The sequence below is a fragment of the Sphingomonas mangrovi genome (genome assembly GCF_047975845.1).
Taxonomy (GTDB): Bacteria; Pseudomonadota; Alphaproteobacteria; order Sphingomonadales; family Sphingomonadaceae; genus Sphingomonas.
Genome location: NZ_JBIUCZ010000034.1, coordinates 1 through 24,832, shown reverse-complemented (window position 1 = coordinate 24,832; position 24,832 = coordinate 1). Strand labels below are relative to the sequence as shown.

General features: G+C 67.2%; 30 protein-coding genes. 23 read left to right on the top strand and 7 right to left on the bottom strand.

Features of this window, described 5'->3' with window-relative positions; genetic code table 11:
- Positions 1-136: 136 nt before the first annotated feature.
- From ACBY01_RS14485 to ACBY01_RS14425, 13 genes are all read left to right on the top strand, one after another.
- Positions 137-1,033, top strand: coding sequence for a baseplate assembly protein (locus ACBY01_RS14485; protein WP_416461641.1), 897 nt, complete (start codon positions 137-139; stop codon positions 1,031-1,033).
- Positions 1,023-1,682, top strand: coding sequence for a phage tail protein I (locus tag ACBY01_RS14480; protein ID WP_416461640.1), 660 nt, complete (start codon positions 1,023-1,025; stop codon positions 1,680-1,682). The genes ACBY01_RS14485 and ACBY01_RS14480 overlap by 11 nt, the downstream gene beginning before the upstream one ends.
- A complete protein-coding gene (locus ACBY01_RS14475; protein WP_416461639.1) occupies positions 1,679-2,863 on the top strand; it encodes a gp53-like domain-containing protein in 1,185 nt (394 codons plus the stop codon). The genes ACBY01_RS14480 and ACBY01_RS14475 overlap by 4 nt, the downstream gene beginning before the upstream one ends.
- Positions 2,864-2,866: 3 nt before the next feature.
- Entirely contained in the window at positions 2,867-5,368 is a 2,502-nt protein-coding gene (locus ACBY01_RS14470) for an SGNH/GDSL hydrolase family protein (protein WP_416461638.1), read from the top strand.
- 254 nt (positions 5,369-5,622) lie between these two features.
- Positions 5,623-6,144, top strand: a complete 522-nt coding sequence (locus tag ACBY01_RS14465; protein WP_416461637.1) for a phage baseplate assembly protein V — start codon at positions 5,623-5,625, stop codon at positions 6,142-6,144.
- A complete protein-coding gene (locus ACBY01_RS14460; RefSeq protein WP_416461636.1) occupies positions 6,141-6,506 on the top strand; it encodes a GPW/gp25 family protein in 366 nt (121 codons plus the stop codon). The genes ACBY01_RS14465 and ACBY01_RS14460 overlap by 4 nt, the downstream gene beginning before the upstream one ends.
- Before the next feature lie 11 nt (positions 6,507-6,517).
- Positions 6,518-7,678 carry a phage tail sheath subtilisin-like domain-containing protein gene (locus ACBY01_RS14455; RefSeq protein WP_416461635.1) on the top strand — a complete coding sequence of 387 codons (1,161 nt, stop codon included), beginning with the start codon at positions 6,518-6,520 and terminating at the stop codon, positions 7,676-7,678.
- A 49-nt stretch (positions 7,679-7,727) separates the two neighbouring features.
- Positions 7,728-8,240 (top strand): phage major tail tube protein, encoded by a 513-nt coding sequence (locus tag ACBY01_RS14450; RefSeq protein WP_416461634.1) that lies wholly within the window; start codon positions 7,728-7,730, stop codon positions 8,238-8,240.
- 32 nt (positions 8,241-8,272) lie between these two features.
- Positions 8,273-8,851: a phage tail assembly protein gene (locus ACBY01_RS14445; protein WP_416461633.1), complete on the top strand. Its 579-nt coding sequence runs from the start codon at positions 8,273-8,275 to the stop codon at positions 8,849-8,851.
- Positions 8,852-8,992: 141 nt separating this feature from the next.
- Entirely contained in the window at positions 8,993-11,578 is a 2,586-nt protein-coding gene (locus tag ACBY01_RS14440; protein WP_416461632.1) for a phage tail tape measure protein, read from the top strand.
- A gap of 2 nt (positions 11,579-11,580) precedes the next feature.
- Positions 11,581-11,955, top strand: coding sequence for a phage tail protein (locus ACBY01_RS14435; RefSeq protein WP_416461631.1), 375 nt, complete (start codon positions 11,581-11,583; stop codon positions 11,953-11,955).
- A complete protein-coding gene (locus ACBY01_RS14430; RefSeq protein ID WP_416461630.1) occupies positions 11,952-13,028 on the top strand; it encodes a contractile injection system protein, VgrG/Pvc8 family in 1,077 nt (358 codons plus the stop codon). Before ACBY01_RS14435 ends, ACBY01_RS14430 begins: the two co-directional genes overlap by 4 nt.
- Before the next feature lie 176 nt (positions 13,029-13,204).
- Positions 13,205-13,462 carry a DUF6894 family protein gene (locus tag ACBY01_RS14425; protein WP_416461628.1) on the top strand — a complete coding sequence of 86 codons (258 nt, stop codon included), beginning with the start codon at positions 13,205-13,207 and terminating at the stop codon, positions 13,460-13,462.
- Between the two features lie 44 nt (positions 13,463-13,506).
- Here the strand turns inward: ACBY01_RS14425 and ACBY01_RS14420 are convergent, their stop codons facing one another.
- Positions 13,507-13,911, bottom strand: coding sequence for a host attachment family protein (locus ACBY01_RS14420; RefSeq protein ID WP_416461627.1), 405 nt, complete (start codon positions 13,909-13,911; stop codon positions 13,507-13,509).
- Between the two features lie 265 nt (positions 13,912-14,176).
- Here ACBY01_RS14420 and ACBY01_RS14415 point away from each other — a divergent pair, with 265 nt between their 5' ends.
- Complete coding sequence (locus ACBY01_RS14415) at positions 14,177-14,356, top strand: hypothetical protein (protein ID WP_416461626.1); 180 nt, start codon at positions 14,177-14,179, stop codon at positions 14,354-14,356.
- 92 nt (positions 14,357-14,448) lie between these two features.
- On the top strand, positions 14,449-14,841 hold the full coding sequence (locus ACBY01_RS14410; RefSeq protein WP_416461625.1) for a hypothetical protein: 393 nt from the start codon (positions 14,449-14,451) through the stop codon (positions 14,839-14,841).
- Positions 14,842-14,862: 21 nt separating this feature from the next.
- Here ACBY01_RS14410 and ACBY01_RS14405 read toward each other — a convergent pair whose 3' ends face one another.
- The gene (locus tag ACBY01_RS14405) at positions 14,863-15,396 is read right to left on the bottom strand and encodes a thermonuclease family protein (RefSeq protein WP_416461623.1); all 534 of its coding nucleotides are present in this window, start codon (positions 15,394-15,396) and stop codon (positions 14,863-14,865) included.
- A gap of 96 nt (positions 15,397-15,492) precedes the next feature.
- On the opposite strand from ACBY01_RS14405, the gene ACBY01_RS14400 reads away from it, so the two are divergent.
- Positions 15,493-15,723, top strand: a complete 231-nt coding sequence (locus ACBY01_RS14400; protein ID WP_416461622.1) for a YozE family protein — start codon at positions 15,493-15,495, stop codon at positions 15,721-15,723.
- Positions 15,724-15,785: 62 nt separating this feature from the next.
- On the opposite strand, the gene ACBY01_RS14395 is transcribed toward ACBY01_RS14400, so the two are convergent.
- From ACBY01_RS14395 to ACBY01_RS14380, 4 genes are all read right to left on the bottom strand, one after another.
- Positions 15,786-18,212, bottom strand: coding sequence for a hypothetical protein (locus ACBY01_RS14395; RefSeq protein WP_416461621.1), 2,427 nt, complete (start codon positions 18,210-18,212; stop codon positions 15,786-15,788).
- On the bottom strand, positions 18,209-18,754 hold the full coding sequence (locus ACBY01_RS14390; RefSeq protein WP_416461620.1) for a hypothetical protein: 546 nt from the start codon (positions 18,752-18,754) through the stop codon (positions 18,209-18,211). Before ACBY01_RS14390 ends, ACBY01_RS14395 begins: the two co-directional genes overlap by 4 nt.
- Before the next feature lie 61 nt (positions 18,755-18,815).
- Positions 18,816-19,454: a hypothetical protein gene (locus ACBY01_RS14385; RefSeq protein WP_416461619.1), complete on the bottom strand. Its 639-nt coding sequence runs from the start codon at positions 19,452-19,454 to the stop codon at positions 18,816-18,818.
- A 126-nt stretch (positions 19,455-19,580) separates the two neighbouring features.
- Positions 19,581-19,901 (bottom strand): helix-turn-helix domain-containing protein, encoded by a 321-nt coding sequence (locus ACBY01_RS14380; RefSeq protein ID WP_416461618.1) that lies wholly within the window; start codon positions 19,899-19,901, stop codon positions 19,581-19,583.
- Between the two features lie 83 nt (positions 19,902-19,984).
- Here ACBY01_RS14380 and ACBY01_RS14375 point away from each other — a divergent pair, with 83 nt between their 5' ends.
- Positions 19,985-20,263 carry a helix-turn-helix domain-containing protein gene (locus ACBY01_RS14375; protein WP_416461617.1) on the top strand — a complete coding sequence of 93 codons (279 nt, stop codon included), beginning with the start codon at positions 19,985-19,987 and terminating at the stop codon, positions 20,261-20,263.
- 49 nt (positions 20,264-20,312) lie between these two features.
- Here ACBY01_RS14375 and ACBY01_RS14370 read toward each other — a convergent pair whose 3' ends face one another.
- Positions 20,313-20,531 (bottom strand): hypothetical protein, encoded by a 219-nt coding sequence (locus ACBY01_RS14370; RefSeq protein ID WP_416461616.1) that lies wholly within the window; start codon positions 20,529-20,531, stop codon positions 20,313-20,315.
- Between the two features lie 200 nt (positions 20,532-20,731).
- On the opposite strand from ACBY01_RS14370, the gene ACBY01_RS14365 reads away from it, so the two are divergent.
- The 6 genes from ACBY01_RS14365 to ACBY01_RS14340 all read left to right on the top strand — a co-directional run bounded on the left by ACBY01_RS14365 (position 20,732) and on the right by ACBY01_RS14340 (position 24,773).
- Positions 20,732-21,223 carry a hypothetical protein gene (locus tag ACBY01_RS14365; protein WP_416461615.1) on the top strand — a complete coding sequence of 164 codons (492 nt, stop codon included), beginning with the start codon at positions 20,732-20,734 and terminating at the stop codon, positions 21,221-21,223.
- Positions 21,220-21,585: an ogr/Delta-like zinc finger family protein gene (locus ACBY01_RS14360; RefSeq protein ID WP_416461613.1), complete on the top strand. Its 366-nt coding sequence runs from the start codon at positions 21,220-21,222 to the stop codon at positions 21,583-21,585. The genes ACBY01_RS14365 and ACBY01_RS14360 overlap by 4 nt, the downstream gene beginning before the upstream one ends.
- Before the next feature lie 81 nt (positions 21,586-21,666).
- Positions 21,667-22,386, top strand: a complete 720-nt coding sequence (locus ACBY01_RS14355) for a helix-turn-helix domain-containing protein (RefSeq protein ID WP_416461612.1) — start codon at positions 21,667-21,669, stop codon at positions 22,384-22,386.
- Positions 22,387-22,889: 503 nt separating this feature from the next.
- Entirely contained in the window at positions 22,890-23,126 is a 237-nt protein-coding gene (locus ACBY01_RS14350) for a DUF2312 domain-containing protein (protein ID WP_416461611.1), read from the top strand.
- 145 nt (positions 23,127-23,271) lie between these two features.
- Positions 23,272-23,610 carry a hypothetical protein gene (locus ACBY01_RS14345; RefSeq protein WP_416461608.1) on the top strand — a complete coding sequence of 113 codons (339 nt, stop codon included), beginning with the start codon at positions 23,272-23,274 and terminating at the stop codon, positions 23,608-23,610.
- A 17-nt stretch (positions 23,611-23,627) separates the two neighbouring features.
- The gene (locus tag ACBY01_RS14340) at positions 23,628-24,773 is read left to right on the top strand and encodes a hypothetical protein (protein ID WP_416461607.1); all 1,146 of its coding nucleotides are present in this window, start codon (positions 23,628-23,630) and stop codon (positions 24,771-24,773) included.
- Positions 24,774-24,832 lie beyond the last annotated feature (59 nt).

Below are 24,832 nucleotides of genomic sequence, written 5' to 3'. Positions count from 1 at the left end.
GCAGCAGGCGGGCAGGTAACTACTCACTTTCCGAATAAAAAACCGGGATCGCGCTTTCGATTTTTGATGTTGTAGGTCCGCCCCCTACATCAACCGGCTCTAGCCGCGCTGCCATCGCACCCGCGACATGGGCGGCATGGCCGCCGGCACCGCTTCCACCCTCGACCTGTCCTCGCTCCCCGCGCCGGATCTGATCGAGCTTCAGTCGTTCGACACCATCCTCGCGCGGATGGTCGGCGACGTGCAGGCGCGGCTGCCGAGCTTCGACGCGACGGTCGATTCCGATCCCGCCGTCACCGTGCTGCAGGTCGCGGCCTATTACGTCCAGCTGCAGTGCGCCGCCATCAACGACCTCGCCCGCCAGCAGATGGTCGCCTTCGCCACCGGCGCCAACCTCGACCACCTCGCCGCGCTGGTGCGCGTCCGGCGCCTCGAGGTGGATGCAGGCGACGCCGCGCGCGGTGTCGCGCCCACGCTCGAAAGCGACGCCGCCCTGCGCCAGCGCATCGTGCTCGCCCCCGAAGGCTTTTCGGTCGCCGGCCCCCAGCTGGCCTATGTCTACCACGCCAAGTCCGCCGACGGCGCGGTGCGCGACGCCAGCGCCACCTCGCCGGCGCCCGGCGAGGTGCTGGTGTCGGTACTGGCGCGCGACGGCGACGGCACCGCCCCGGCCGATCTGCTCGCCAGGGTAGCGGAGGTGGTGAACAGCGACAGCGTCCGCCCGCTCGGCGACCTGGTCACCGTCGCCTCGGCCGAGATCCTGCCGTTCCAGGTCGAGGCGCGCCTGGTCACCTTCACCGGCCCCGACATCGACCTGGTGCTCGCCGCCGCCCGCCGCTCGCTCGACGCCTATCTCGCCGCAAGCCGACTGCTCGGCCGCGACATCACCCGGTCGGGCCTCTACGCCGCGCTGCATGTCGCCGGCGTGATGCGCGTCGAACTGACATCGCCCGCCGCCGACATCGTCTGCGACGACACCCAGGCGACGCACTGCATCGCCATCGCCCTGGCACACGGCGGCTATGACGCCTGACCGCGTCTCGCTGCTCCCGCCCAACGCCACCCCGCTCGAGCGCGCGCTGGAGCAGGCGACCGCGCAGCTGGGCGACGTGCCGTTCCCGCTCGACCTGCTGTGGGATCCGCAAGCCTGCCCGGCCGAACTGCTGCCGTGGCTCGCCTGGGGGTTGTCGGTCGACAGCTGGGACGCCGAGTGGAGCGAGCAGGACAAGCGCGACACGGTCGCCAGCTCGATCGCGCTGCACTACACCAAGGGCACGCCGGCATCGGTGAGGTCGGTGCTCGGCCACTTCGACCGCCTGCTCGAGCTGGTCGAGTGGCACCAGGCGACGCCGCGTGCGGATCCGCACACCTTCGAGGTCCGGCTGCCGATCACCAGCGACGGCGTCGAGCCCGGCGGCCGCCGCGCCACCGCCGCCTTTGCCGAGGCCATCGTCCGCGAGGTCGCGCGGGTGAAGCCGGCGCGCGAGCACTTCCGCCTGGTGCAGACGCTCGCGCTCGAGGGCGCGATCGGCATCCAGGGCGTCGCCCGGCTCACCGGCGCCACCCGCGCGGACATGGCCGCCACCATCGACACTTCGCCGGCCTGGGCCGCCTACCTTCAGACCGAGGATGGCGAGCCGCTACAGGATAGCTCCGGTGCCTTTCTGGATACCACCCCATGAGCAAGCTCGCCCTCACCGTTACTCAGGCGGGGCACGCCCGTTTCACCGCCGCCCAGGTCGACCAGGACATCGACCTGTCCATCAGCGCGGTCGGCCTGACGAACGCCGAGTTCGTGCCTGCACCGACGCTCACCGCGCTGCCCGGGGAGTTCCGGCGCGTGTCGACCATCTCCGGCGAGGCAGTCGGCGACAACGTCGTGCACATGGTCGTGCGCGATGCCGAGCCGCTCGCCTATCGCGTGCGTGGCTTCGGGCTGTTCCTCGCCGACGGCACGCTGTTCGCCGCCTACGGTCAGGCCGAGCCGCTGTTCGAGAAGTCGGTACTGTCCGACATGCACCTCGCTCTCGACATCGCCTTCCCCACCGGCAACGTCGAGCAGCTGAATTTCGGTGACACCAACTTCCTCAACCCGCCCGCGACCACCGAGACCAAGGGGGTTGCCGAACTGGCGACGCAGGCAGAGGTGGACGCCGGCGACGATGCCGCGCGTATCGTCACACCGCGCACGCTGGCGCAGCGGCTCGCCGGCTTCGCCGCTGGCCTGCTCGGCCGCCGCATCGTCGGAGCCGGGCTCGCGACCGGCGGCGGCGATCTCACCGCCGACCGCACCATCACCGTGCCCGCCGCCACCGCGACCGAGGCCGATGCCGGCATCCTCGCTACCAAAGCGCTGACGCCGGCAAGCATCGCCAACGTGCTCGCCACCATCGCCGCGCGCGTGCCGCTCACCCGCCGCATCAACACCGATGGCCTGGTGCTCGGCGGCAACGCGCTCGCCACCGACGTCACGATCTCGGTCCCGCCCGCCACGGCCGAGCAGCTGCTCAACGCCACCGCCAGCAACGTCGCGGTCACACCGGCTTCATTCGGCGGCCTCGCCAGCCTGTTCGGCGCCGATGGCTACTACACGCTTCCGGGCGGGCTCATCGTCCAGTGGGTCAGCTACCGCGCGCTGCTCACCGACGAGCCCAGCGTGACGGTAGCGTACCCGATCCCGTTCCCGACCGGCTGCCTGTTCGCCCTGACCTGCCCGTATATCTCCGCCGCCAGCCAGGCACGCGACGGGTGGACCCAGATCGTCGGCAATCCCGGTCCCGCCTCCTGCCTCGTCCAGGTGCAGGCCGACGACCAGAACGACCGCCGCATCGACGGCATCAACCTCCTCGTCATCGGACGCTAGAACATGTCGAAGATCTCGCAACTGCCCGCCCTCGGCGATCCCGACGGCACGGAGATGGTTCCGGCCCTGCGGGGCAACCGGACCTACAACACGCCGCTCGGCCCCCTGGTCGACCGGGAGGTTACCCGTACGATCGCGCCACACGTCGTCACGGCGCAGCTCGCCGCCGCCACCGCATTGGCAGCATCGCGCTACTTTCCCGGCGGTCGCGCCGCCGGGGAAGCCGGCAGCGTGGTCGACCAGCTCTTTGCCGTCGACGACGGAACCGGATCGCTGGTCTACTACAAGCGCACCGCCGCGGGCTCGCAAGAGATCTCCCGCGCCGTCACGCCGGTTTCCCTGGGTTCCAACGAAAGTGGCAGAGGCCTTGATCTGATCGGCCGCCCGAGCGTCGCCGGTCTGCTCGCGTCGACCGCTCCGGCGCGCGGAGCAGGCTCGCTGTGGCATGCCGACGCGCATGTCTATGTCGAAGCCGACGCATCGGCGACCGATTCTCATGTGACGACTGCGGGCGGCGTGAAGCTGTACGTCCAGCCCGGCCCTCGCGGCTACGATGCGCGGGCGTTCGGCGCGCGGGACGATTGGGACGGTGCTGCCGGCACCAACAACTTCGCCGTTTTCGAAAAGATGGCGCGCCTGCGGCCCGTCGTGATCGTGCTGCCCAGATCGCGCAACGGCACGGGCGTCTATATGCTCGACGGTACAACCGCGATCGCCGACGCGACCGGCATCCTCCTCGAGCACGATCCGGATGTGTCCCTCTGGATCGAAGGCGGCATCCCGCTCACCTTTATCAAGGGCATCAGGTCGAACGCCGATCTGCGCATCAACTACGGCTCCCGTGGCCTGGGAGTCCAGCACAGCCTGATTCCTGCGATGGGTCGCCGGATCACCGAACTCGGCCGTCCCGGCTCGGCGCTGGCCGGCCAGCTACAGGTTCCCCTGCGGCTCGACTTCGCCGACGCCGCCCACTTCCGGCTCTCCGGTTGGCCGAACGGGGCCTTCGCGGCCGCCGTGCCCACCTCCATCGCCTCCGACCTCGTCCAGTGGGGAACCCCGCCGGCCGACAGCTTCGTCGCCACGGTGTTCCATGTGGTTCCCGGTGACTTCATCCAGGCCAAGGTGGCAGATCTCACCAGTTATCTGCCCGCCATCTGCGTCCTCACCGACACTGGCTGGTTGCTGATCCGCCAGTCGCAGACCGCCGATCGCGCAACGATCCTGTGCATGCAGCGCGCCGGCACCGCCAGCGCGGTGGAAACCTCGACTGCCAACCCGGTTGCCGCCCAGACCACCTATCGCTTCGGCAAGGCAGCCCTCGGCATCGCCATTTTCGACCAGCGCAGCTTCGGCCTGGTCCTGAACGGGACCGTGATCCGGCGTTACCAGACCAGCTCGAATATCCAGCGCGCCGGCTGGGCCGGTGGCTTCGGCGCGGCGGGCAACTTCGCCATCTCGGCACCGTTGCTTTTCAAGAACAAGAAGACGTTCGGGCTGCCGCTGTTGCGGGTGGGCGGCAGCGGCGACAGCTGCGCGGACCCGACGGTCGTGCGGCAGAGCCAGTTCGACTTCGCAAGGCAGCTGATCGGGGGTGTGGGCGGCTGCCAGATCGAGATGCTGACCAATCTTGCGCACTCGGGCGATACCAGCGCTGCACAGCTGGCCAGGCTTCAGGCACTGAACCTCAGCGGCGCGGGCTATCATTGCTGGTGGATCGATATCGGCCGCAATGACATCCAGACCGGGGTTCCCGTACCGACCTACGTCGCCAATGTGCTGGCGATGGTGGCCTATCTGCGCGCCGCAGGGGTAGAGCCGCTGGTTGCCCTCCCTGGCATGTTTTACTCCCAACCGGACGCCCAGGCATACGGCCAGGATGGCGGCGCGACCGCCCGCAGCGACCAGGGCGCGCCGTACCGTCTCGCGCTGATGCAGGCGCTCGCCGACCAGCGCGTCTACTGCAACCTCGCGTCGTTCGAGAATATGGGCGCCGTCGTCGCCAGCCTGCTCACCATGAAAGCCTCGCCCTGGGGAGATCCCGGACTGGTCGACAACATCCACCCCGGGCTCTGGTACTCGCTTTGCATGGGCTATGGCTGGGCGCTGACGACATCTGCCTTCTTCACCCACGCGATGGAGCATGATTTCCAGGGCGGCCCCCTCGCCACGCCGCTGCCGGCCGACTATTTCACCGGCAGCCTCGGCGGCACCTCCACGCCCCGATACGTCGTCGAAGACCGGCTCCTCCACCTGTCCTACTATCTTTCGGTCAACGGCGCCGCGCTGCCGGACGGCACCAAGGTCGGCACGCTTCCCCGGCGTTTGCGTCCCCGCGCCGACGTGATCGGCCAGCTGGCCAACGTCAGCGCCGGACTGACGCCGGTCGCGGCGGTGTCGACGACGTCCGCACCGTTCTGGATCATCGGTTCCGATGGGGCCGTCAAAGTCTACGGCGTTGCTGGCAATCCGACCTTCCTCGGCATCTCGGCCTCGTGGAAGATCTGAAAGCAAGTCAGACACCACTGCTGCAGGAGATATCGCAGGCATCGGCAATCGTAGAGTGCCTCTCTACGACTGCGTCCCCCGTGACGCCGCCGCCGACCCGCGCATGGTCGATGCGTGGCCGAACCCGTTGACACCCCCCGGCCTGATCGGCGACCTGCTGCGCGAAGGCGGTGTTTATCACCCTTTGTTGTAGGTCGCGCACCTACAACACCGCACCCGCGCGACTAGGCGCCGCCTGCGGCACGGTCGCCCGAATGGACGACGACAACGCACTTGAGGGGCTGATCCGCTACGGCCAGGTCGCTTCCGTCGACCTGGCCGTCGGCCGCTGCGTCGTCACCGCCGGCGACATCGTCACCCAACCGATCCGCTGGATCGAGCTCCGCGCAGGCCGCACGCGCAGCTGGTCGCCGCCGAGCGCCGGCGAGCAGATCCTGCTGCTGTGCCCCGGCGGAGACCCCGCCGGCGCCATCGCGCTGCGCGGCGTCTCGAGCGCCGCCCACCCGCCGATCGGCGACGCCACCCGCGAACTGATCGAGTTCCCCGACGGCGCGATCGTCGCCTACGACGCGACCGCGCACGCGCTCACCGCGATCCTGCCGGCCGCCGGCACCGTCCGCATCGACGCGCCCGGCGGCATCCACCTCGTCGGCCCGCTGTCAGTCGATGGCCAGATTTCCGCCACCGGCGACGTCACCGGCAAGGGCGTCTCGCTCGCCACCCACATCCACGGCCTGGTCAAGCTCGGCACCGACAAATCGGGCAAACCCGAATGATCGGTATGGATGCGGAGACGGGCAAGCCGCTCGCCGGCGACGCGCACCTCGAGCAATCGCTCGGCCGGCTGCTGTCGACGCCGATCGGCACGCGCGTGATGCGCCGCGACTATGGCTCGGCGCTGTTCGAACTCGTCGACAAGCCGCTCAGCCCGCTCACCCGCATGCGCGCCTTCGCCGCGACCGCGGTCGCGATCGCGCGCTGGGAGCCGCGGCTGCGGCTCACCCGCGTCTCGCTCGCCGGCGAAGAGAACGCCGCACTCGGTCGCGCGGTGCTGACGCTGGAGGGCGAGCGCACCGACACCGCCGGCCGCAACGGCCTCGCCACCCTCACCATCCCGCTTCGTCCCGTCACCGCTTGAGGATCCCGTCCATGACCTTCTTCCACGGCATCATCGTCACCGAACCCACCGGCAGCGTCACCACCACGCTCGAGAAGTCGACCGCCGTGATTGGCCTGGTCGCGACCGCCAGCGCCGTCGGCGCCGAGGCGATCGCCGCGCTCGATGCCGCCTTCCCTGTCGACCGCCCGGTGCTGGTGACCGACGCGCGCGCCGCGGCAGGCCTAGCCGGCAGCACCGGCACGCTCGCACCGGCGCTGGCGACGATCGGCAAGCAGGGATCGCCGCTGGTGGTCGTCGTGCGCGTGAAGGAAGGCGCCGATGCCGGCGCGACCGCCTCCAACGTGATCGGGGGCACCACCAACGGCGTCTACACCGGCCTGCAGGCGCTGCTCGCGGCCGAGGCCGTCGTCGGCGTCAAGCCGCGGATCCTCGGCGCACCCGGCCTCGACAACCTAGACGTGGTGCAGGAGCTCGTCGTGGTCGCAAAGAAGCTGCGCGGTTTCGTCTATGCGTCGTGCGCCGGCGCCGAGACCCGCGACGAGGCGGTGACCTACCGCGCCAGCTTCGCCGATCGCGAGCTCATGCTGATCTGGCCGGACGGCACGGCCTGGGATGGCCAGGCGATCGCCACCGCGCTCGGCCTGCGCGCGATGCTCGACGAGCAGGTCGGATGGCACCAGTCGCTGTCCAACAACGTCGTCGCCGGCATCACCGGCATCACCAAGGACGTGCATTTCGACATCCGCGACATGTCGACCGACGCCGGCGTGCTCAATGCCGCGCCCGTCACCACCATCGTGCGGCCGAACGGCTTCCGCTTCTGGGGCAACCGCACCTGCAGCGAGGAACCCGCCTTCGTCTTCGAGGTGGCGGTGCGGACGTCGGAGGCGATCCAGGACGTGATCGCGGACGCGTGCGCGCCCTACATCGACAAGCCGCTGACGAAGGGGCTCGTCACCTTTCTGGTAGACAAGATCAACGGCAAGCTGACCGACTGGATGACGAACGGCCGGCTGATCGGCGCGTCGTGCTGGTACGATCCGGCGTCCAACCCGACCCCGAACCTCACCGGCGGCAACCTGGTGCTGGACTATGACTACACCCCCTGCGCGCCGCTCGAGGGGCTGCAGCTGAACCAGCGCATCACCGACAAATATTATGCCGGCTTCAGCGACAGCCTGACGGCCTGATCGGTCGCGCTGCCCCCTCCCCATTCCCCTCCTGCAAGGACTCTGACCCATGGGTGGCCTGCCCGCAAAACTCAAGAACTGGAACGTGTTCGTCAACGGCGAGGATTACGCCGGCGTCGCCTCCGAGCTCGCACTCCCCAAGCTGGCCGAAAAGGTCGAGCAGTGGCGCGGCGCCGGCATGCTGGCCGAGGTCGACGTGAGCATGGGCCTCGAGAAGCTCGAGCTCGAGCACAAGTACGGCGGCCTGGTGCGCGACATCCTGCGCCAGTTCGGCGCGGTCGGGGTCGGCTCGTCGATGATCCGCTTCGTCGGCGCCTACCAGGAGGAGGTCGCCGGCGGCGTGATGGCGGCCGAGCTCGTCGTGCGCGGCAAGCATGTCGAGATCGATCCCGGCAGCGCCAAGGCCGGCGACGAAACCGAATGGACGGTGAAGTCGACGCTCACCTACCTGCGCTGGCGCGTCAACGGCCGCACCGAGATCGAGATCGACGTGATCAACAACATCCTGATCGTCGACGGCTTCGATCGCATGATCGCGATCCGCGCCGCGCTCGGCCAGTGATCCGGAGCATCCCGATGACCGAAACCCTTAAAATGACCGCCCAGGTTGAGCTTGAGGCACCGCTGAAGCGCGGCGACCAGGATCTCGCGACGCTCACCTTCCGCCGCCCCGACACCGCCGCCATCCTCGACCTGTCGCTGGTGCAGCTGGGGCAGATGAACGTCGACGAGCTCCGCCGGCTGCTTCCGCGCATCAGCACCGACGGGCTGATCGAGCAGGAGGTCGACCGGATCGCCGCCGACGACGTGCTGCTGATCGCGCGCGAGATCTCGACGTTCATGGAAAAGCCGGCCGCCGGCGACGACGACGAAGAGGAACCGAGCGACACGCGCAAGATGCACGCCGTCGCTCGCCTGGCCGTGCCGATCGCGCGCGATGGCGGGGATCTCACCGCGATCAACCTGCGCCGGCCCGATACCGGCTCGCTCCGCAATCTGTCGCTCTCCGACGTCGGTCAGCTGCAGGTCCGCGCGCTGCTCACCCTGCTGCCGCGCATCAGCCCCGACAATCTCACTCGCAAGGATCTGATGAAGGTCGATTTCGCCGACTGGATGGAGCTCGCCGGCGAGGTCGGGGATTTTTTGCTGCCGAGGCGGCTGCGCACCGCCTGATCGACGACCTCGAGGACGCGATGGCCAACATCCTCAGCGTCCTCGGTGGCCCCTCCTACGAAGCCATGTGCGCCATGTACCCTGCCGACCTGATGCGCTGGCACGAACGCGCGGTGGCGCGCGCACCCAAGGATTGACCCGATGGACCGGACGCTCAGCCTCGCCGTCAAATTCTCCGGCCTCGACAAGCTGAGCGGCCCGCTCAAGAAGATGGCCCTCACCTCCCGCGGTGCCGCCAGGGACGTGGCGAAGACCACGCAGGAGCTCGCCGAGCTTGGCCGCGCCCAGGATCGGCTTGGCCGTCACAAGGCGCTGCAGACCGGGCTGTCGGCGAACAACGCCAAGCTGGACGAGAGCCGCCGGCGGATCCGCGCACTTCGCGAGGAGATGGCGCAAACCGACGCGCCCACCAAACGGCTGAAGAACAGCCTCGCCAGCGCACAGCGCGAGGAAGTCCGCCTGATGGCCTCGGGCGACAAGCAAGCGGCCAAGCTTCACACGCTGCAGGCGGAGATGAAGGCCGCCGGCGTCGATATGTCGCGGCTCGCCGACCACGAGCGTAAGCTCGCCCGCGATACGCACGATGCGAATACGCGCCTCACGCAGCAGCAAAAGAAGCTCGACCAGATTCAGGCGCGCAGGGATCGCGTCGATCGCTTCCGCGGGTACGGTCAGAAGACACAGGAGCTCGGCGTCTCCGCCGCCGCAGGCGGGGCCGTCCTCGGCGCGCCGCTCGTAGCGGCAACCGGCAAGGCGATCGGCTTCGAAAGCGCGCTCGCCGACGTGCGCAAGGTCGTCAACGGCCTGGACGATGCCACCGAGTTCAAGGCGATGGGCACCGACATCCTCAACCTGTCGAAGAACCTGCCGATGACCGCGGAGGGGATCGCCGCGATCGTCGCCGCCGGCGGCCAGGCGGGGCTCACAACCGGGAAGACCATCGCCGAGAATCGCCGCCAGTTGCTTGCCTTCGCCGAGGACGCGGCCAAGATGGGCGTCGCCTTCGACATGACCGCCGACGATGCCGGCCAGACGATGGCGCAGTGGCGCACCGCGTTCGGCATCGGCCAGCGCGAGGTCGTCGCGCTCGCCGACAAGGTGAACTATCTCGGCAACAACAGTGCCGCCAACTCGTCGAAGATTACCGACATCGTCACCCGCATCGGCCCGCTTGGTGCTGTTGCCGGCCTCGCCTCGGGCGAGATCGCGGCACTTGGCGCGACGATCGGCGGCGCCGGCGTGGAAAGCGAGATCGCCGCGACTGGCATCAAGAACACGATGCTCGCCCTCACCAAGGGCAGCGCCGCGACGAAGAGCCAATCGCAGGCATTCAAGCGTCTCGGCCTCGACGCGACAGGCGTGGCCAAGTCGATGCAGCGCGACGCGGCCGGCACCATCTTGGATGTCATGGAGCGGCTGAGGCGCCTCCCGAAAGAGACTCAGGCATCGACCATGACTGAGCTCTTTGGTTCGGAGTCGGTGGCGGCGATCTCGCCCATGCTCAACAGTCTGGACCTGCTGAAGAAGAACCTGCGCATGGTCGGCGATGCGCAGCAATACGCCGGCTCCATGCAAACCGAGTACAACGGCCGCTCGGCCACCACCGAAGCGTCGCTGCAGCGTTTCAGCAATCGCGTCGACGTGCTCAAGGTCCGCGTGGGCGAAAACCTGCTGCCGACGCTCGAGCGCGCGGCGGGGTGGCTCGGCAACATGGCCGACGGCGTGACGGCATGGGGCGACGCTCATCCCGCCGCATTCAAGGCGCTGTCGCTGGTGACCGCCGGCCTCGCCGCGCTGCTCGCGGTGATCGGTCCGGTCGCGATCGCGCTGTCGTGGATGATGCCCGGCCTCGGCATGCTGGTGAACGGCATCACTCGCCTGGTGCCGGTGATCCGCTTCGCGTTCGTCGCGCTGCGGATCCTCTGTTCCGGCCTCCTCTGGCTCGGCCGGCTCGCCATGATGAACCCCATGCTGGCGATCGCGATGGGGCTGATCCTCGCCGCCTACCTGATCTACACCCACTGGGATAAGGTGAAGGCGTTCTTCGTCGGCATCTGGCAGGAGATCCGCACCGCCTTCGCCGGCGGCATCGGCGGCGTCGCCGCGCTCATCGTCAACTGGTCGCCGCTCGGGCTGTTCTACCGCGCCTTCGCGGCCGTGATGTCGTGGTTCGGCGTCAGCCTGCCGGCCAAGTTCACCGAGTTCGGCAGCAACATCATCTCGGGGCTCATCAACGGCCTGCTGAGCAAGGCCGGCCAGCTGAAGAGCAAGGTTCTCGGCGTCGCCCGGTCGGTCGCCAACTGGTTCAAGACCGCGCTCGGCATCCACTCGCCCAGTCGCGTCTTCATGGGGCTCGGCGGCTTCCTCACCCAGGGGCTGGCGATCGGCGTCGATCGCGGCGCCGCGCAGCCGCTCGCGCGGATCCGCAGCGTCGCCGGGCAGATGGCGGCCGCCGGCAGTTCGACCGCCACACCCGGCCGCCTGGCGCGCGCGGCGAGCACCGTCGCCGGCGCGATCGCGCTGGGCGGCACCGCGCCCGCCCTCGCCGCGTCGCCGGCGTCGACCGGCGCCGCGGCCGCGGGCGCCGGCACGACCGTCCACTACAACACCTACCAGATCCGCATCGATGGCGCCGCCGGCGACGTCCGCGCCATGGCCCGCCAGCTGAAGGCGGAGCTCGAGCGGCTCGAGGCGCAGGACCGCGCCGCATCCTACCAGGACGATTGACCATGCTGCTCGCCTTCGGCCTGTTCGTCTTCGAGCTGCCCACCCTGCTGTTCGACGAGATCCAGCGCCGCACCGATTGGCGCCACGCCAACAACGAGCGCGTGGGCGCGCGCGACGCCAGCCAGTTCCTCGGCCCCGGCCGCGACCATGTCTCGATCTCGGGCACGCTGCTGCCCGAGGTCGCCGGCAGTTTCGCCTCGATCCGTACCCTGCGCGCGATGGCCGACGAGGGCGAGGCATGGCCGCTCACCGCCGGCACCGGCCAGATCCTGGGCAACTACGTCCTGGTCGCGCTGGATGAACGCCAGAAGTTCTTCACCCTCGACGGCGTGCCGCGAAAGACCGACTTCGTTCTCGAGCTCCAGCGCGTGTCGTGATCCCCGCCCTGCTCACCGCCGCCACCCCGCTGGCGCTGTCGCTGTCGGGTGAGCGGCGCCAGAACGTCGCCGACTTCCGCCTGACGCTGGATGGCGAGGATCTCACCGATCGCGTTCGCCCGCGCCTGGTGTCGCTGCGCCTGAGCGAAAAGCGCGGCGGGGAGGCCGACGATCTCGACCTGGTGCTCGACGATTCGGACGGCAAGCTCGCCATCCCGCGCAAGGGCGTGCGGATCCGCCTGGCGCTGGGCTGGCGCTGCGGCGCCGACGTCAACGTCGGCATGGTCGACAAGGGCAGCTTCACCGTCGACGAGGCCAGCTGGGACAGCGCGCCCGACACCGTCACCATCCGCGCGCGCTCGGCCGACCTGACCGCCGGCTATCGCGTGCGGCGCGAGCGCAGCCACCGCGCCACCACGCTGGGCGCGATCGTCGCCCAGGTCGCGAGCGCACACGGCTACGCGCCGCACGTCGATCCGTCGCTCGCCGCGGTGCCGGTCGACGTGCTCGTCCAGGACCAGCGTTCCGACATGGCGATGATCCGCGCGCTGGGCCGCCGGCACGACGCGGTCGCGACGGTGAAGAACGGCCGGCTGATCCTGGCGCCGATCGGCGCCGGCACCACAAGCACCGGCCGCGCGATCGCCGCCGCCACCATCCTGCGCAGCGACGTCGATCGCGCGACCTGGCGCACGGTCGAGCGCGACGCCTACACCAAGGTCGAAGCGCGCTGGCACGACCAGGACGGCGCCACCCGCAAGACCGTGTCGGCCGACGTCGCCGGCAAGAATGGCGGCGACGACAAGAAAGTCCGCCGCCTGAAGCGCACCTACCACAGCGAGGCCGACGCCCGCGCCGCCGCTCAGGCAGAGGCCGGCCGCGTCGCCCGCCGCGGCGCCGAGCTCACGCTGGATCTCGGCTTCGGCCGGCCGGATCTTTACCCCGAGCGGCGGGTGAAGGTGGCGGGGTTCAAGCCGCAAATCGACGCGGCGGCATGGATCATCGCGAAGGCCGATCACACGTTCGACGGGCGCGGCGGGCTTGCCACCGCCTTGTCGCTGGAAACCAAGTAGGCGGCAGATCTATTCACGGGCACCCGGCCCGCCCCGTGAAAAGAGGCTGATCAAGGAACCGGCAGAGCAGACTTTAGGAACCGAACACCTCCGTGCTGTCCGGAAGGGAACGGAGCCGCGCCCGTCGTTGATCTATGTGCGCGACGAAAGTCGGCCCGGCTCGGCAAAAGCGAGACATGTCGAGCTTTGTCATTCGAATCGCGGCAGCCAACTATGTTGCCAGCGCTGAAGTCGAGAGATCGTCCACGGCGGAGCATGCCCTTGCAGAAGCAGTCCGCAGCGCAGTCGAGATTATCGCTGACGACCTACGGCAGGGGCAGGACATCTCGCCGATCGAGGTGATCGTCGAGAATCAACAAAACGTGCCGCTGTTGCGCGCCGCCTTGAAGCTATCCGTGGTGCCGCTCTCGGTAGGACCGACGATAGCCTCCTGAGCGTCGGGATGGGCCCGGGAACCTCGCGGCTCCCGGGCTACACCTCAGGCGGCGGCGATCGCCTTGACGATGTCCGCGGCGCTGTGGCCCGTGAGGTCCTTGGAGATCTCACCGACGAGCTTCGCTTCCAGCGTCTTGTGGTAGTGCTTGCGCAGTTCGCCGAGCGTCCGCGGTGCGGCGACCACGACGAGCGCGTCGATCTTGCCGTCGAGCGCCTGCTTGTTGAGCACCTCCGCGACGCCGGCAGCGAAGCTGTCCTCGTCCTGCTGGCGGTCGCTCGGATTGGCCGAGCTGCTCTGGTGACGGCTTCCCGAGGCACGGTTGGTGGTCGAAACGTCCGCCTCCGGGAGCGCCGTCAGCGAGGGCGCATTCTCGTCGCCGCTATTGCGGAAGAGGTGGAGATTCTCGCCGTCGACGATCGCGACCGTGGCGTTCTTGGGAAGCTGCATGATGATCCTTTGGCGTTGAGCAACAACAGCGGGATCAACGTCTGCATCCGCCCATCCGATCCCGACGCCCTGTATCCGCCCTCCGCCGTGGCTCAGCAGTCAGCCAGGGAGTCGAAAGAACACCGCCGACCGCACGAGGAGTAGCCACCGCGACGACCAGCGAACTACTCAGCAGCCAGATCCTGTCGCCCACCACCAAGCGGCGGCAAACATCTTGAGAATCTCGACGACGCTGCTTTACGATGCAGAGCGGGGAGGGTGAGAGATGAACGAACTAAACAACCACGACTACTATCTTCGTCGTGCGCAGCACTCGCGCCAGCTTGCAGACAACGCTGCCAGCCCTGCCATCGCTCGCATCCATCAGGAGATGGCGACCCGCTATGAGGAACTTGCGGCCGCAACGCGGCAGGAAGCGAACGAGAAGCGCCTGCCAGAGACGTAGGAAATTGCAGCGCCAGACGACTTGAAGATGCCCTATCCGTTTCGGCCGCTGCTTGGCGCTACGCCCTCGGCGGTTTTCGCGAGGAGGAGAGTATGAATCGACCTTGGGTGATGCTGGCGGCGCTGGGCGTTGCGGTGTCCGGCTGCTCGGACCCCGGACAGCCGACGCAAGCCCCGGCAGCCACGGCCACCGCGACCGGGACGCAAGCACAGGGCGTGGAAGCCCACGATCCTGGTCTCCCTTCACCTTCCCCGACATCGACGTGGTCCGCGGCAGAGCAGGCGATGATCGACAGCTGGGCCCGGCTCAACGCGCAATGCCGTGGCGGACCGGGCGACGACCCGGCGACACAGATCGCGTGCGATGAGCGGGAGGACGCCTCGAAACGCCTTGCCGCCGCCGGTATCTGCTACGGCAAGGTTGGCGAGGCCGGCTATCAGATGACGATGCACCGCTGCGACGATCGCTCGCTGGCTCAGCAGTAACGGCGCGAGGAGTCGCGCCCCCTACCCCGCCGCCGGCCGGCTGCAGAGGCGGTGGCCGACGTCGTAGCGTTCCCACCGGGCCGCATAGCCGCCCTCGACCATCGCGCAGTTGAGTTGGACGCCGTCCGGGCGCCAGCACCAGGCGGTGACGCGATCGTAGCTCGTCCCCGTCTGCTCGCAGCGCAGCGTCTGCCCCAGCGCCAGGCGCTCGAGCGCGGCCTTGGCCTCGTCGGCCGACGCGGTCGGGCACGGGTGCCCGGGGCGGCAGCTGCCGTCCATCTCGCGCGCGGCGATCGCCGACAGGCGGATCTTGGGCCCTTCGGCGCAATGGATCGGGCCGTCGCCGTCGTAGACGCTGGTCACATGGCATTCGAGCAGCCCGGCGGGTGCCGGCGTGCCGCCACCCGCTTCCCGCGAGGGCGCCGTGCCGGCGATCTCTTCCAGTTCGGGCAGGCGCTCCTTCAGCTCCGGCCAGAAGAAGCCGGCCGCGGCGACGATCGCGACCAGAAGCACGGCAGGCGACGAGGATCGGCGGCGCCGGCGGCGGCGCGTCATCGGGTGTGCAACTCGGGCGGCATGGGAACTCCGTTGAGGAACAGAATGGGAACATGGTACACGCCGCGGCCGTGAGTCGGCAAGTGGAGGCACGTCATGCAGATGGATCGATACGGCGAACCGCGCCTGGCCTTTGCGGCCTGGCTGCTGCTCCAGCGGGATCGGGAGGACGGTGTCGGCCGCCTTGCACAGGCCGCGCGATCGGACCGCAGCTTCCCCTGCGAGGGCGATGCGAACGCGGTCCGCGCGCACCTCAACCGGATGCAAGCCGACGGCGACAGCTTCGAAGCGGTGGACGATGCGGAGATGGACTGGCTGAGTTACTGACGACGCCTGACGATGGCGCTCCAGTTGGAGATCGCATGATATGACCGAGCATTCGCGTGGATCTACGCTTCAGCGTCCAACGGAAGGCCGAGTTGCTCTGGTCCGCGAGCAAGGTGGATTTCGATCCGATCGCCACGCAAGGTAAGGTCGACTCTTACCCCTAGCGTTTCGAAGTAGATGGATCGCGGTTGATCCATCTCCATGAAGCCGAAGAAGGAGAACGGCACTTCGGCGCGATCATCCGAGATCCTTTGAGAAAGAACCTCGCCCAAACCGCGGTCACCGTCGAGACCAGCTCGGCGGTCGGACCTTGAGATCGACGTTTGCATGAGGATCAAGCCACGCTCAAAGCCGCCTGCCTTTTCCTTCTTTCGATCAGCCACGTCGGCAATTTCCTCCAAGGCCACGCCCTCGGCTACGGCTAACGCGCGGAATACCTCGAAGAGATCTGCCAGTTCCTCCGTCTTTTGGTGGGGCTCGGTCGCTTCGCGGACCTCAAGTGCCTCCTCAACCAACTTACTGAGCAAAAAGCCTTTCATTAGGTCCCCGGGGACCTGTCGCGTAATCTCAACCTCATGCCGTCGTGCGATCTTGTCGGGGATTTTATCTCGGACCAACTTACCGAGGCTCGTCGCTTGGCGGACCCGGCTATGCTCCTTTTCGCTTGGGGTGACCACGGTGCAACCCAACTTGCGCAGCTGGTAGTAGGCATGTGCCAGGGTTGAACCCGAGAGGATGATTGGCACCTCCGCCTCCTTGGCAGCAAGGCCTACGGATTTGATAAAATCCATGTCACGCATGAGGCTGACATCTTTCGGCTTTAGCGCCAGCGCCTGCCGATTACGCGCTCCCTTCCAGCTAACGAAGGCTCTTAGTTCTTCTCGGTCTCCAACCGGAACCTCGCGATAGGTTGAACGATCCGGATTACGCTCAGCCACATGTGCTTCTGTCCAATACCATGGAATATTGAAGGTCAATCCGCCCTCTTCCACGCAGCCGACAAACCACATGATATGACAGGCTTTGCCCAGACGCTCCGCGATCGCTGCAGAACGGGCGGCGATTTCTTTCGCTTCACGCGAGCCAATGCTGTTGTTGCGAGCCAACTCGTTCTTCACCCGCACATACTTCCATCCACCGTCATCCTGGGGGATTAGAATATCGGACTTGTAGTCAGGATACTCCGTGGCAACGCCTGTTGGGACATGCACTTCCCAAATGTCATATGGGCAATACTGGAGCGCGTCTGGCAATCCCCAGAGCGCGTTGATCTCGACCATCGGGTCCGCAGGCTCTGCTTTGGCCCAGACGCTCGCTCGCGCGGCAACGAAGCGATGCGCAACAAAGGCGATCTCACACCGCTGATGCTCGCGAGCGAGCTTTCGAGCCTCCGCAAAACACCATTCTGCCGCGGCTTCCGGCGACAAGCACTCGGTACGGGGAAGGTTGAGCAACTTCTCGGCGCCCGCAGCAACGCTGGTACGAACGACGATACCCGCCGGCCCGATTAGGTCCCGGAAGTCACCTTCCAGTCGCGCCAGGGCCTGCTTCGTAGCACGTGACGGAAGGTCGATCAGTGGGACGTAGAACAGGCGTGGCTTATGAGTTGCTTCGGGCTCCCAAAGCTCGTCCAGCACTTGCAGCTTGTCCCATGATGTGCGTGCTGCACCATCAGCGAGCTTCAGGTAATACCCGCTGTCCGCCAGCGGCTTAACGACCGGAGGGATTCGGACCTGGAATGGATTGATACCAATCGTATCCTCCTCCTCCTCGTCCAACTGGACGATAAAGAAGCGGCGGTTGTCGGTGATCCACTCGCAGTTCATACGCCGCGAGTACCCGAGCATCAGCTCGTTGTTCAGCCACGCTCCTATGGCTCCGAATAGGCGCTCGCGCGGCAAACCAACGCGAGCCAACAGGGGGCGCGTCGGCTCGGCGGCTTGGTCGCGCTGGCTGTTCAGGCGTAAACGGGAGATCATGCCCCCAGCTTCAAGCGTGGAAATCTCCCACTGATCGCGGGTTTTCGAGATACGCTGGAGATTTCCAAACTCGCCGAGAGCCGCGGGCTGTAAATGCAGCTGGACCATCAATCCTGTCGGACGATCCGTTGAGGCGACGACCTCTTTAGCGACCTGATCCAGTTGAGCTGCTACCAAGTCCAAGTCTTCGGACACGGTGAACGGTAGGCTCGTGTAAGTGCCACGATCCCAGATCGTTTCTCCCACAACGCTTGAGCGCACGATCAAACTACCTGCCGCTCCGGCGAGATCCCGTAGCTGACCGAGGCGGTCAGACCCAAGCAGCAACGATAAGGGCGCGCTTGCTCCCATCGCGGCAACCGTATCCGCGGAAATCAGCGCGAATGGCAATGTCCACGGCCGCGGTATTGCAAGGGCGTTTGCTCCCTTAACGCCGAAGCGCTCTGCCAACTGGCGGACCTCAGACCAATCGGCTTGGCGCGTCGTCGCCGATAGGACAAATTCGCTCACTTCTTCTCAAGCGTGCCGAACACGGCGTTGGCTACGTTGGAAAGAAGCCCGCTAACACCGTCAGAGAAGTAGCCGACCAGAAATGCTAGCGCCGCGGTGTTGCCCATCGGCGCAGCGGAACTAGCATCGCCGCTCCCGAGCATGCCACCTCCGAATAGCGTCATCACCACACAGGCATAAACGCCGCCGATCGCAGGGACCATTAGGCGCCAGAACCGACGATCCAGGTGCCACTTCCCTTTCGCGACAGCGTGGATGAGCCACTTCATTGAAAAAGTGACTCCGCCGACGCAACCAACGGCGAAAATAGCCAACAGCCTAAAGCTGACCCAGAATGTCGCGTCGCCGAACTGCCAAGAAATAGGCTTCTCAGATAAACCTAGGAATATTCCAGCGGCGACTAGGGACAGCAAAAGCATCGCAAGCAAAGCGCCGACCTCAGTCCGCATTTTTCTCTGCGCGTTGGTATCGTACCGTGACGGCCAGTCGTACGGCCCACGCCCGTCAGTGAAGTCGTGGCCGCCGCCGACGGGAGCCTTCATGGGTGCTTCCGGTTCGGGGGAACTCGGACAAGCCCCCTCGCCTCCCGCGACGGCCGGCACTTCATCCCTCACGCCGCGCAGCATCCTCCAGCGACGCGAACAGTGCGACCGTCGCCGCCACGTTCTCCGGGTGCTCGTGCTCGCGATAATTCCAGCTATCGCTGTTTCCGACGAGAGCGGCGACCACACGACGCAAGAACTGCGAGCCCGTTACCTCAACCTCTTGCGTGAGGATCACCTCGTTCCCGCAGCCAGCAATCAGGTAAGAGGAACCAGCCTTGATGTCAGCGTAAGCCGAACCCGCGGATGCCGGACGCCATGCGAGCCCGGACAGTGCGGTCGCCTTGTTCGCAAACGCAGAGAACTCGAAAGGAGGCCGGATTAAGATGTGGATGTGCGCATAGTCGAGCCCGCACCCTACCGGTGTTCCATCGACGCGAGGCCCATGCTCAAACCAGATGACCTCGTCGGCACTAAGCCCAAGATGATCACGGACTTCGGTGACGACAGCCTCTGGCTGGCAGAACTTCTGATGCTGCAATTCGCGAAAGTTCAGAGCTCGTTGACGGGGCAGTGCCAGCAACCAGCCGGGGACGAGGGCGCCCACAGTCGGAGCGACGAGACACCCCGCCGCCTGCATCAAAACGCGATCATGCAACGCACCGCTCGCGCCAGAAAGTAGCGCTTCGAACCGCTGCATCTTTATGCCCACTCCAACCGTCAAAGCTTGCCTCCACGAGTATCCAATAACACGATCGGATTCGCTGCGGAAGCGACCCTCGTGCGGCAGCGCGCCTCTGGTTGCGGCTACGCGAAGTGGATCAGCTTAGGTGGTCGGTAGCATGCGGGTGAGCACTCCAAGGATGAGCCGCTGCCCTTCGCTATCCAAGTTTCGAAACCGATCCAAAACCTTGGCCTCATCTGAGGACAAGGCGCTTTCGGCCCGCTGCCCCGTTAGGATGTAAGCCACGTCAAACCCGAGCGCGGCGAGCCGTCCAAGATAGTCGGTGTTGGGTGCGGTCTTACCGGTCTCGTATTCGGTTTGACTGTTGCGACTTACCCCGGCGCGTGCAGCAAAATCTGTCTGATTCAAGCCGCTCGCCCGACGCGCTTCGCGAAGGCGCACGCCGACGTCGGCCGTAATCAACGGCTTTCCTGTGCAAGATAATTGACTCTGCACATTATTCCCGGCAAACGCGTCCTAGCAGTATCCAATGAAGGGCATGACACATGCCGCACGATTCGCAATCGGGTGGACACATAGGCGGAACGGAAAGCGCGGCGGACCGACGCGCCGTGATCCACGCCGACATGAAACGTCGGGGTCTGACGATCGCCTCCTGGGCGGAGAAGCACGGCTATTCCCGGCGGACCGTCTACCATGTGCTATCCGGGCGCCTTCAGGGTCACTTCGGCGTCACCCACAACATCGCCGTCCGCCTCGGTATCAAGGACGGCGAGGTGAACCCAGCCAATGAACCAGCCGCGCGAGCGCAGGCGAATGGCTGATAGCGCAGCCGTGATGCGTCACCGCCGACACGGCGGCGCGATGCGGCCGTCAGAGCCCCGGCTTGATGCGAATCCTGCGCGGCGCGGTGATCGGCTCGACCGGGCCAGCGTCCCCATCCTCGCGCAGCCGGCGGGCGAACTCCTGATGGTAGCTCAGCAGCGTGTCCTGACCACCCTCGGTGCTGACGCTGCTCGGCGACTTCGTCCGGAACAGGGCTGCCGCCAGCGTCGCAGCGGCGATCGTGATCGCGTCGTCGGACGGGTTCAATCCTCTCTCCTATCGTCGTTGGTTGGTACGCCGACGATAGCGCGGCGGTGGGGCTCGATCGAGTCACACCGCCGCGTCCCCCTGCCCTCGCGCCCCGTGCATGCCCGCTCCCTTGCATCCGATCCGATGCAGCGGCGTAGCGCGGCGGGCGCCGCGCGTCCGGCGCGATCGGCGGCGGCTTTTGCGGGTGCGGGCGGGCGATGACCAAGCTGCGCCCTCCGCTCAGCTTCGAACAGGCGCTCGCGCGCATCGCCGGCCTGCTGGGCTGGGGCCATGCCGCGGGGCTGATCGGCAAGCGGGAGCGGACGCTGCGCGACTATGGCGACCAGGACGTCGCGCTCGGCATTTCGCTGGAGGACGCCTTCACGCTCGACTGCGCCTATCGCGCCGCCGGCGGGGACGGCTTGCCGATCCTGCAGACCTACATGTTCCGCTCGGAGATCGAGGCAGCGATCCCCGGGCACGATCCGGAGGCGCTCGCGCGCCTCGCCTCGATCGCAGCGAAGGAGGCCGGCGAGGCGATCGCCCACCTCATCGCCGCAACGCGACCGGGCGCATCCCCTGCCGATCTGGCGCTGGCAAGGCGTGAGACGGAGCAGGCGATGACCGCCCTTAGTCACACGCTGCCGATGCTCGATGCCAGGGGGGTATCGATCGACGGCGTGCAGCCCCAAGGGGGGGCATCCAAGTGAGCAAGCACGTCCCACACCAGCAGAAGATCGGCTTCGCCTGCCCGCACTGCGGCGGCCCCACGCGATCGCGCACCAGCCGCGCGGTGAGCGAGTTCTTCCGACAGGCGGTGATCGCCTGTCTGGACGCCGAGCACTGCGGTGCCAGCTACGCCGTCGACCACGTCATCACGCACCAGCTGTCGCCGTCGCTCTCGCCCAGCGCGAAGGTGTTGGCCGAGCTGCGCCAGACGCCCGTGCGCGTGCGCGTCCCCGCCAACGACACCCACCCGCTCGCCCCCGGCGAGATCCTGGCGCGCGGCCCGGAGGTGCCGCCGCCGCCGGCCGCCAACGATGACACCGCGCCCGACGCGCTGAGCCTCTAACCCGCTCCCATCCCCAGCCTGACACCGCCCCGCCGAACCCCTCGCCGGCGGGAACGGGATTGCTTTGCCCGGAGAGAAGCCATGTCCGAAGCACCTGACACACCCGACGCCGCCGAGCCGACCGTCTGGATCGGCTACGATCCCGACAGCGGCGCCACCGCCACCATCTCCCCGCCGCTCACCGCCGGCGCCTATCTGCGCCTGCGCCGCGAGGCGGCGGGCATGACGATCGAGCAGGTGGTCGGCCGCCTGTCGTTCGGCCCCTCCCGCTTCGGCGAGTTGCTGATCGACAAGGCGGAGCGGGACGAGCGTTCGCTCACCGACGACGGGCTGCAGCAGCTGCGCCCGATCTTCCCCTTCGATCCCTTCGTCTACCAGTGTCTGCGCGACGACGTGCCGGCCGGACGGATCTGTCGCAGCTGCGGCTGCAGCTGGATCGACGGCTGCCTGCTGCCCGACGGACCGTGCGCGTGGACTGCAGAGCGCCGCGTCGTCGACGATCGCTGCACCCGCTGTGCCGGCGCGCTGGACCTCGTCGAGGGGGCACGCACGGCGCTGCTCGCCACCATCCCGCTGCCGAACGGCGACTGGCGCGCGCTGCGCGAGGCGTTCGGCCGCATGGCCGTCGGCTTCCACGGCATGTTCCGCATCGATGCCGCCAGCATCACCCCTGACGTGCCGGCGTCCGAGCTGGGCGATCTCGCGGTACAGGTGCTCGAGCATGCCCGCCCCGGCGAGCCGCACACGCGCACGCTGCGCTTCGTGACGGCCGCTCCCGCCGATCCCGCAGGTGCCCTGTGAGCGCCGCCCCCGATCGCGCTGAGGCCGCGCCGGTCGCCTCCCCCAGTTCCGCCCGCGTGATCGTCGTCACGCGGCCGCCCCGCCCGCGGCGGATGCCCTCCTGGCGCAAGGCAGAGCGCCAGGTCGGGCATGCGGGTGCAGTGCCCGGCGCCTGGCTCATCCCCACCGGCCGCACGCGCCGGGCACTGCAGACCCACCTTCCGCTCGGCCTAGCCGGCCTCGCGCTGCTGGAGCTCGTCTCGATGCTGTGGAGGGCCGCATGATCGGCGCTTTTGATCACCGGCCCGCCGCAAGCAGGCGACGGGCCGGGATCGTCCAAATCCCCTCACAGGACCGGAGAGGCGTGCAGCCTAACACCGCCGCCGACTCTCCGTCCAGCGCGACAGGTGCCCAATGAACAATTCGCACGACACCCACGCCGCCGAAATCGCCGAGCGGATCCTGGTCGCGCTCGTCGTCCTCGCCGCAATCGGCATCGCCTTCCTGATCTGGAGCTAGCCCCAATGTCCGACACCATTTCCGCCGAGCAGCTCCGGCTGCTGATCGAGCGCATCGAGCGCCTCGAGGAAGAGAAGCGCGGCATCACCGGCGACATCAAGGACGTCTATGCCGAGGCGAAGTCGACCGGCTTCGACGTGAAGACCATGCGCACCATCATCCGCCTGCGCCGGCTCGAGAAGCACCACCGCGACGAGGCGGACATGCTGCTCGAGACCTACAAGAACGCGCTTGGCATCTGACGATGGCGGCCGATCCTCGGCGATGCCGCTGCGCGGAATGCTGCTCGCTCGACGATCGGCACCCGCGCGAGGGGCACCAGCTGCGCCTGCTTCCCCTCACCACCATCAAGCGTCCCCGACGCTCCCCCGCAGAAGGAAAGACCGGATGACCGCGCCCTCCATCACGCGCCTCGATCGGCGCCTCAGCCGCGCCGTGGAGATCGGCCGGGGTATTCGCCTGGAGCCTGGCGATCTCGACCTTCTCGCCAGCCTCGGCCTTTTTGACCTCACCCACCGCGCGAAATCTGCATTCATCAAGGAACAAACACGATGTCGGGACGCGCGGCGCCGCTCTATCGCCGAGGGAAATATTGGGTCGACAAGCTCAGGAGAGAGGACGGCACCCCCCGTTCGCCTCGTTGGTATGTCTTCTGGTACGACCCAGAGGCGCGACGCGAGGCAAGCGCATCAACGGGCACGGATGATGCCCAGCAAGCAATCCTAGCCTGCGATCGGCGCTACTTGGCCGATCGCGAGGAAGCCCCTGCTTTCTGCTACGCATGCGGACAACCGCTCGCCTCGGCCGCTTCCTATCTGCTGACCGACGCCATCGCCGACTATCGCCTCGAATGGGGCGACCTGCAGAGTTCGGCCGACACCATCCGAGCCCGCCTCAAGCACATTCTCGACTTCCTCCAGGCCGAGGAAGAGCGCGGAGGCATGTTCGGGCTGGACACGAGTTGCGCCGTCGCCTGCGGAACGCCGTTCATCGCCGCCTTTCGCGCCTGGTCGAAAGACCAGCCAGTAGTCTGGCGCAACAAGGCGCGTGAGATCACCACCTCGCGTGCGCGTTCGGCTGCGAGCACCGAAGAGTCGGTGCTGCAGCTGGCGGCAGTGCTCAATCACGCCGCCGATGCGGATCCGCCGCGCTCAGAGCGCCGCCCGGTCTACAAGCCGCTGCCGCGCAAACAGGTGTCACGCCCCCGACGCCATCGCGTCGACGTGCCGGTGCTCGCAAGGATGCTTCGCTATGCGGCGGAGCCGGAGAAGAGACGTGCATCGCTCCACGCGTTCCTGGTGGCTTCGATCTGCACCATCGCCCGTCCCGACGCCGTCGTGGACATCTGCGTCGCGCCGGAACGCGAACAATGGTTCCCCGAATCACCCACTCTCGACCTCAACCCCTTCGGCCGCGCACAGACGAAGAAGTATCGGCCAACGATACCGGTCGTCTCAGTGCTCGCCGAGTGGCTGACCGCCGAGCTCGCCGCGTACCACCAGCTGGATCGAGGCGCCCGAAAGGGCGCCGGCTATCTGGTGAACTACTATGGTCGCCCGATCCTGGACGTCGATAGATCCTGGCGAACAATGCTCGACGAGCTCGCCTTGCCGACAGGCCGCGAGTGGAAGCCGTACCTGTTGCGCCACAGCCTGGCGACGATCTTGCGCAACCGCGGCGTCGCGAAGTGGGATCTCGAAGGCTTCATGGGCCATGGCGCCGGCAGCACTACCGAGACCTACGCAGTCGGCCGCTTCGACACGGTCAGAGCGGCTCTCGAGGAGATCATCGGGGAGATTGAGGCACAAGCTCCCGGCGCAATGCGCCGAAACTGCGCCGAAGTCTCGTTATCCGGCCACTCCAGCGGAGTGCTAAAAATGACCGGATAACAATGACTTGTCCTGGTGGGCGCGGCTGGGATTGAACCAGCGACCCCTGCGGTGTGAAC

Coding starts and splice junctions, on each gene's coding strand:
- ACBY01_RS14485 (WP_416461641.1), top strand. CDS start 137: ATGGCCGCCGGCACCGCTTCCACCCTCGACCTGTCCTCGCTCCCCGCG.
- ACBY01_RS14480 (WP_416461640.1), top strand. CDS start 1,023: ATGACGCCTGACCGCGTCTCGCTGCTCCCGCCCAACGCCACCCCGCTC.
- ACBY01_RS14475 (WP_416461639.1), top strand. CDS start 1,679: ATGAGCAAGCTCGCCCTCACCGTTACTCAGGCGGGGCACGCCCGTTTC.
- ACBY01_RS14470 (WP_416461638.1), top strand. CDS start 2,867: ATGTCGAAGATCTCGCAACTGCCCGCCCTCGGCGATCCCGACGGCACG.
- ACBY01_RS14465 (WP_416461637.1), top strand. CDS start 5,623: ATGGACGACGACAACGCACTTGAGGGGCTGATCCGCTACGGCCAGGTC.
- ACBY01_RS14460 (WP_416461636.1), top strand. CDS start 6,141: ATGATCGGTATGGATGCGGAGACGGGCAAGCCGCTCGCCGGCGACGCG.
- ACBY01_RS14455 (WP_416461635.1), top strand. CDS start 6,518: ATGACCTTCTTCCACGGCATCATCGTCACCGAACCCACCGGCAGCGTC.
- ACBY01_RS14450 (WP_416461634.1), top strand. CDS start 7,728: ATGGGTGGCCTGCCCGCAAAACTCAAGAACTGGAACGTGTTCGTCAAC.
- ACBY01_RS14445 (WP_416461633.1), top strand. CDS start 8,273: ATGACCGCCCAGGTTGAGCTTGAGGCACCGCTGAAGCGCGGCGACCAG.
- ACBY01_RS14440 (WP_416461632.1), top strand. CDS start 8,993: ATGGACCGGACGCTCAGCCTCGCCGTCAAATTCTCCGGCCTCGACAAG.
- ACBY01_RS14435 (WP_416461631.1), top strand. CDS start 11,581: ATGCTGCTCGCCTTCGGCCTGTTCGTCTTCGAGCTGCCCACCCTGCTG.
- ACBY01_RS14425 (WP_416461628.1), top strand. CDS start 13,205: ATGTCGAGCTTTGTCATTCGAATCGCGGCAGCCAACTATGTTGCCAGC.
- ACBY01_RS14420 (WP_416461627.1), bottom strand. CDS start 13,911: ATGCAGCTTCCCAAGAACGCCACGGTCGCGATCGTCGACGGCGAGAAT.
- ACBY01_RS14415 (WP_416461626.1), top strand. CDS start 14,177: ATGAACGAACTAAACAACCACGACTACTATCTTCGTCGTGCGCAGCAC.
- ACBY01_RS14410 (WP_416461625.1), top strand. CDS start 14,449: ATGAATCGACCTTGGGTGATGCTGGCGGCGCTGGGCGTTGCGGTGTCC.
- ACBY01_RS14405 (WP_416461623.1), bottom strand. CDS start 15,396: ATGACGCGCCGCCGCCGGCGCCGCCGATCCTCGTCGCCTGCCGTGCTT.
- ACBY01_RS14400 (WP_416461622.1), top strand. CDS start 15,493: ATGCAGATGGATCGATACGGCGAACCGCGCCTGGCCTTTGCGGCCTGG.
- ACBY01_RS14390 (WP_416461620.1), bottom strand. CDS start 18,754: ATGAAGGCTCCCGTCGGCGGCGGCCACGACTTCACTGACGGGCGTGGG.
- ACBY01_RS14385 (WP_416461619.1), bottom strand. CDS start 19,454: ATGCAGCGGTTCGAAGCGCTACTTTCTGGCGCGAGCGGTGCGTTGCAT.
- ACBY01_RS14375 (WP_416461617.1), top strand. CDS start 19,985: ATGCCGCACGATTCGCAATCGGGTGGACACATAGGCGGAACGGAAAGC.
- ACBY01_RS14365 (WP_416461615.1), top strand. CDS start 20,732: ATGACCAAGCTGCGCCCTCCGCTCAGCTTCGAACAGGCGCTCGCGCGC.
- ACBY01_RS14355 (WP_416461612.1), top strand. CDS start 21,667: ATGTCCGAAGCACCTGACACACCCGACGCCGCCGAGCCGACCGTCTGG.
- ACBY01_RS14350 (WP_416461611.1), top strand. CDS start 22,890: ATGTCCGACACCATTTCCGCCGAGCAGCTCCGGCTGCTGATCGAGCGC.
- ACBY01_RS14345 (WP_416461608.1), top strand. CDS start 23,272: ATGACCGCGCCCTCCATCACGCGCCTCGATCGGCGCCTCAGCCGCGCC.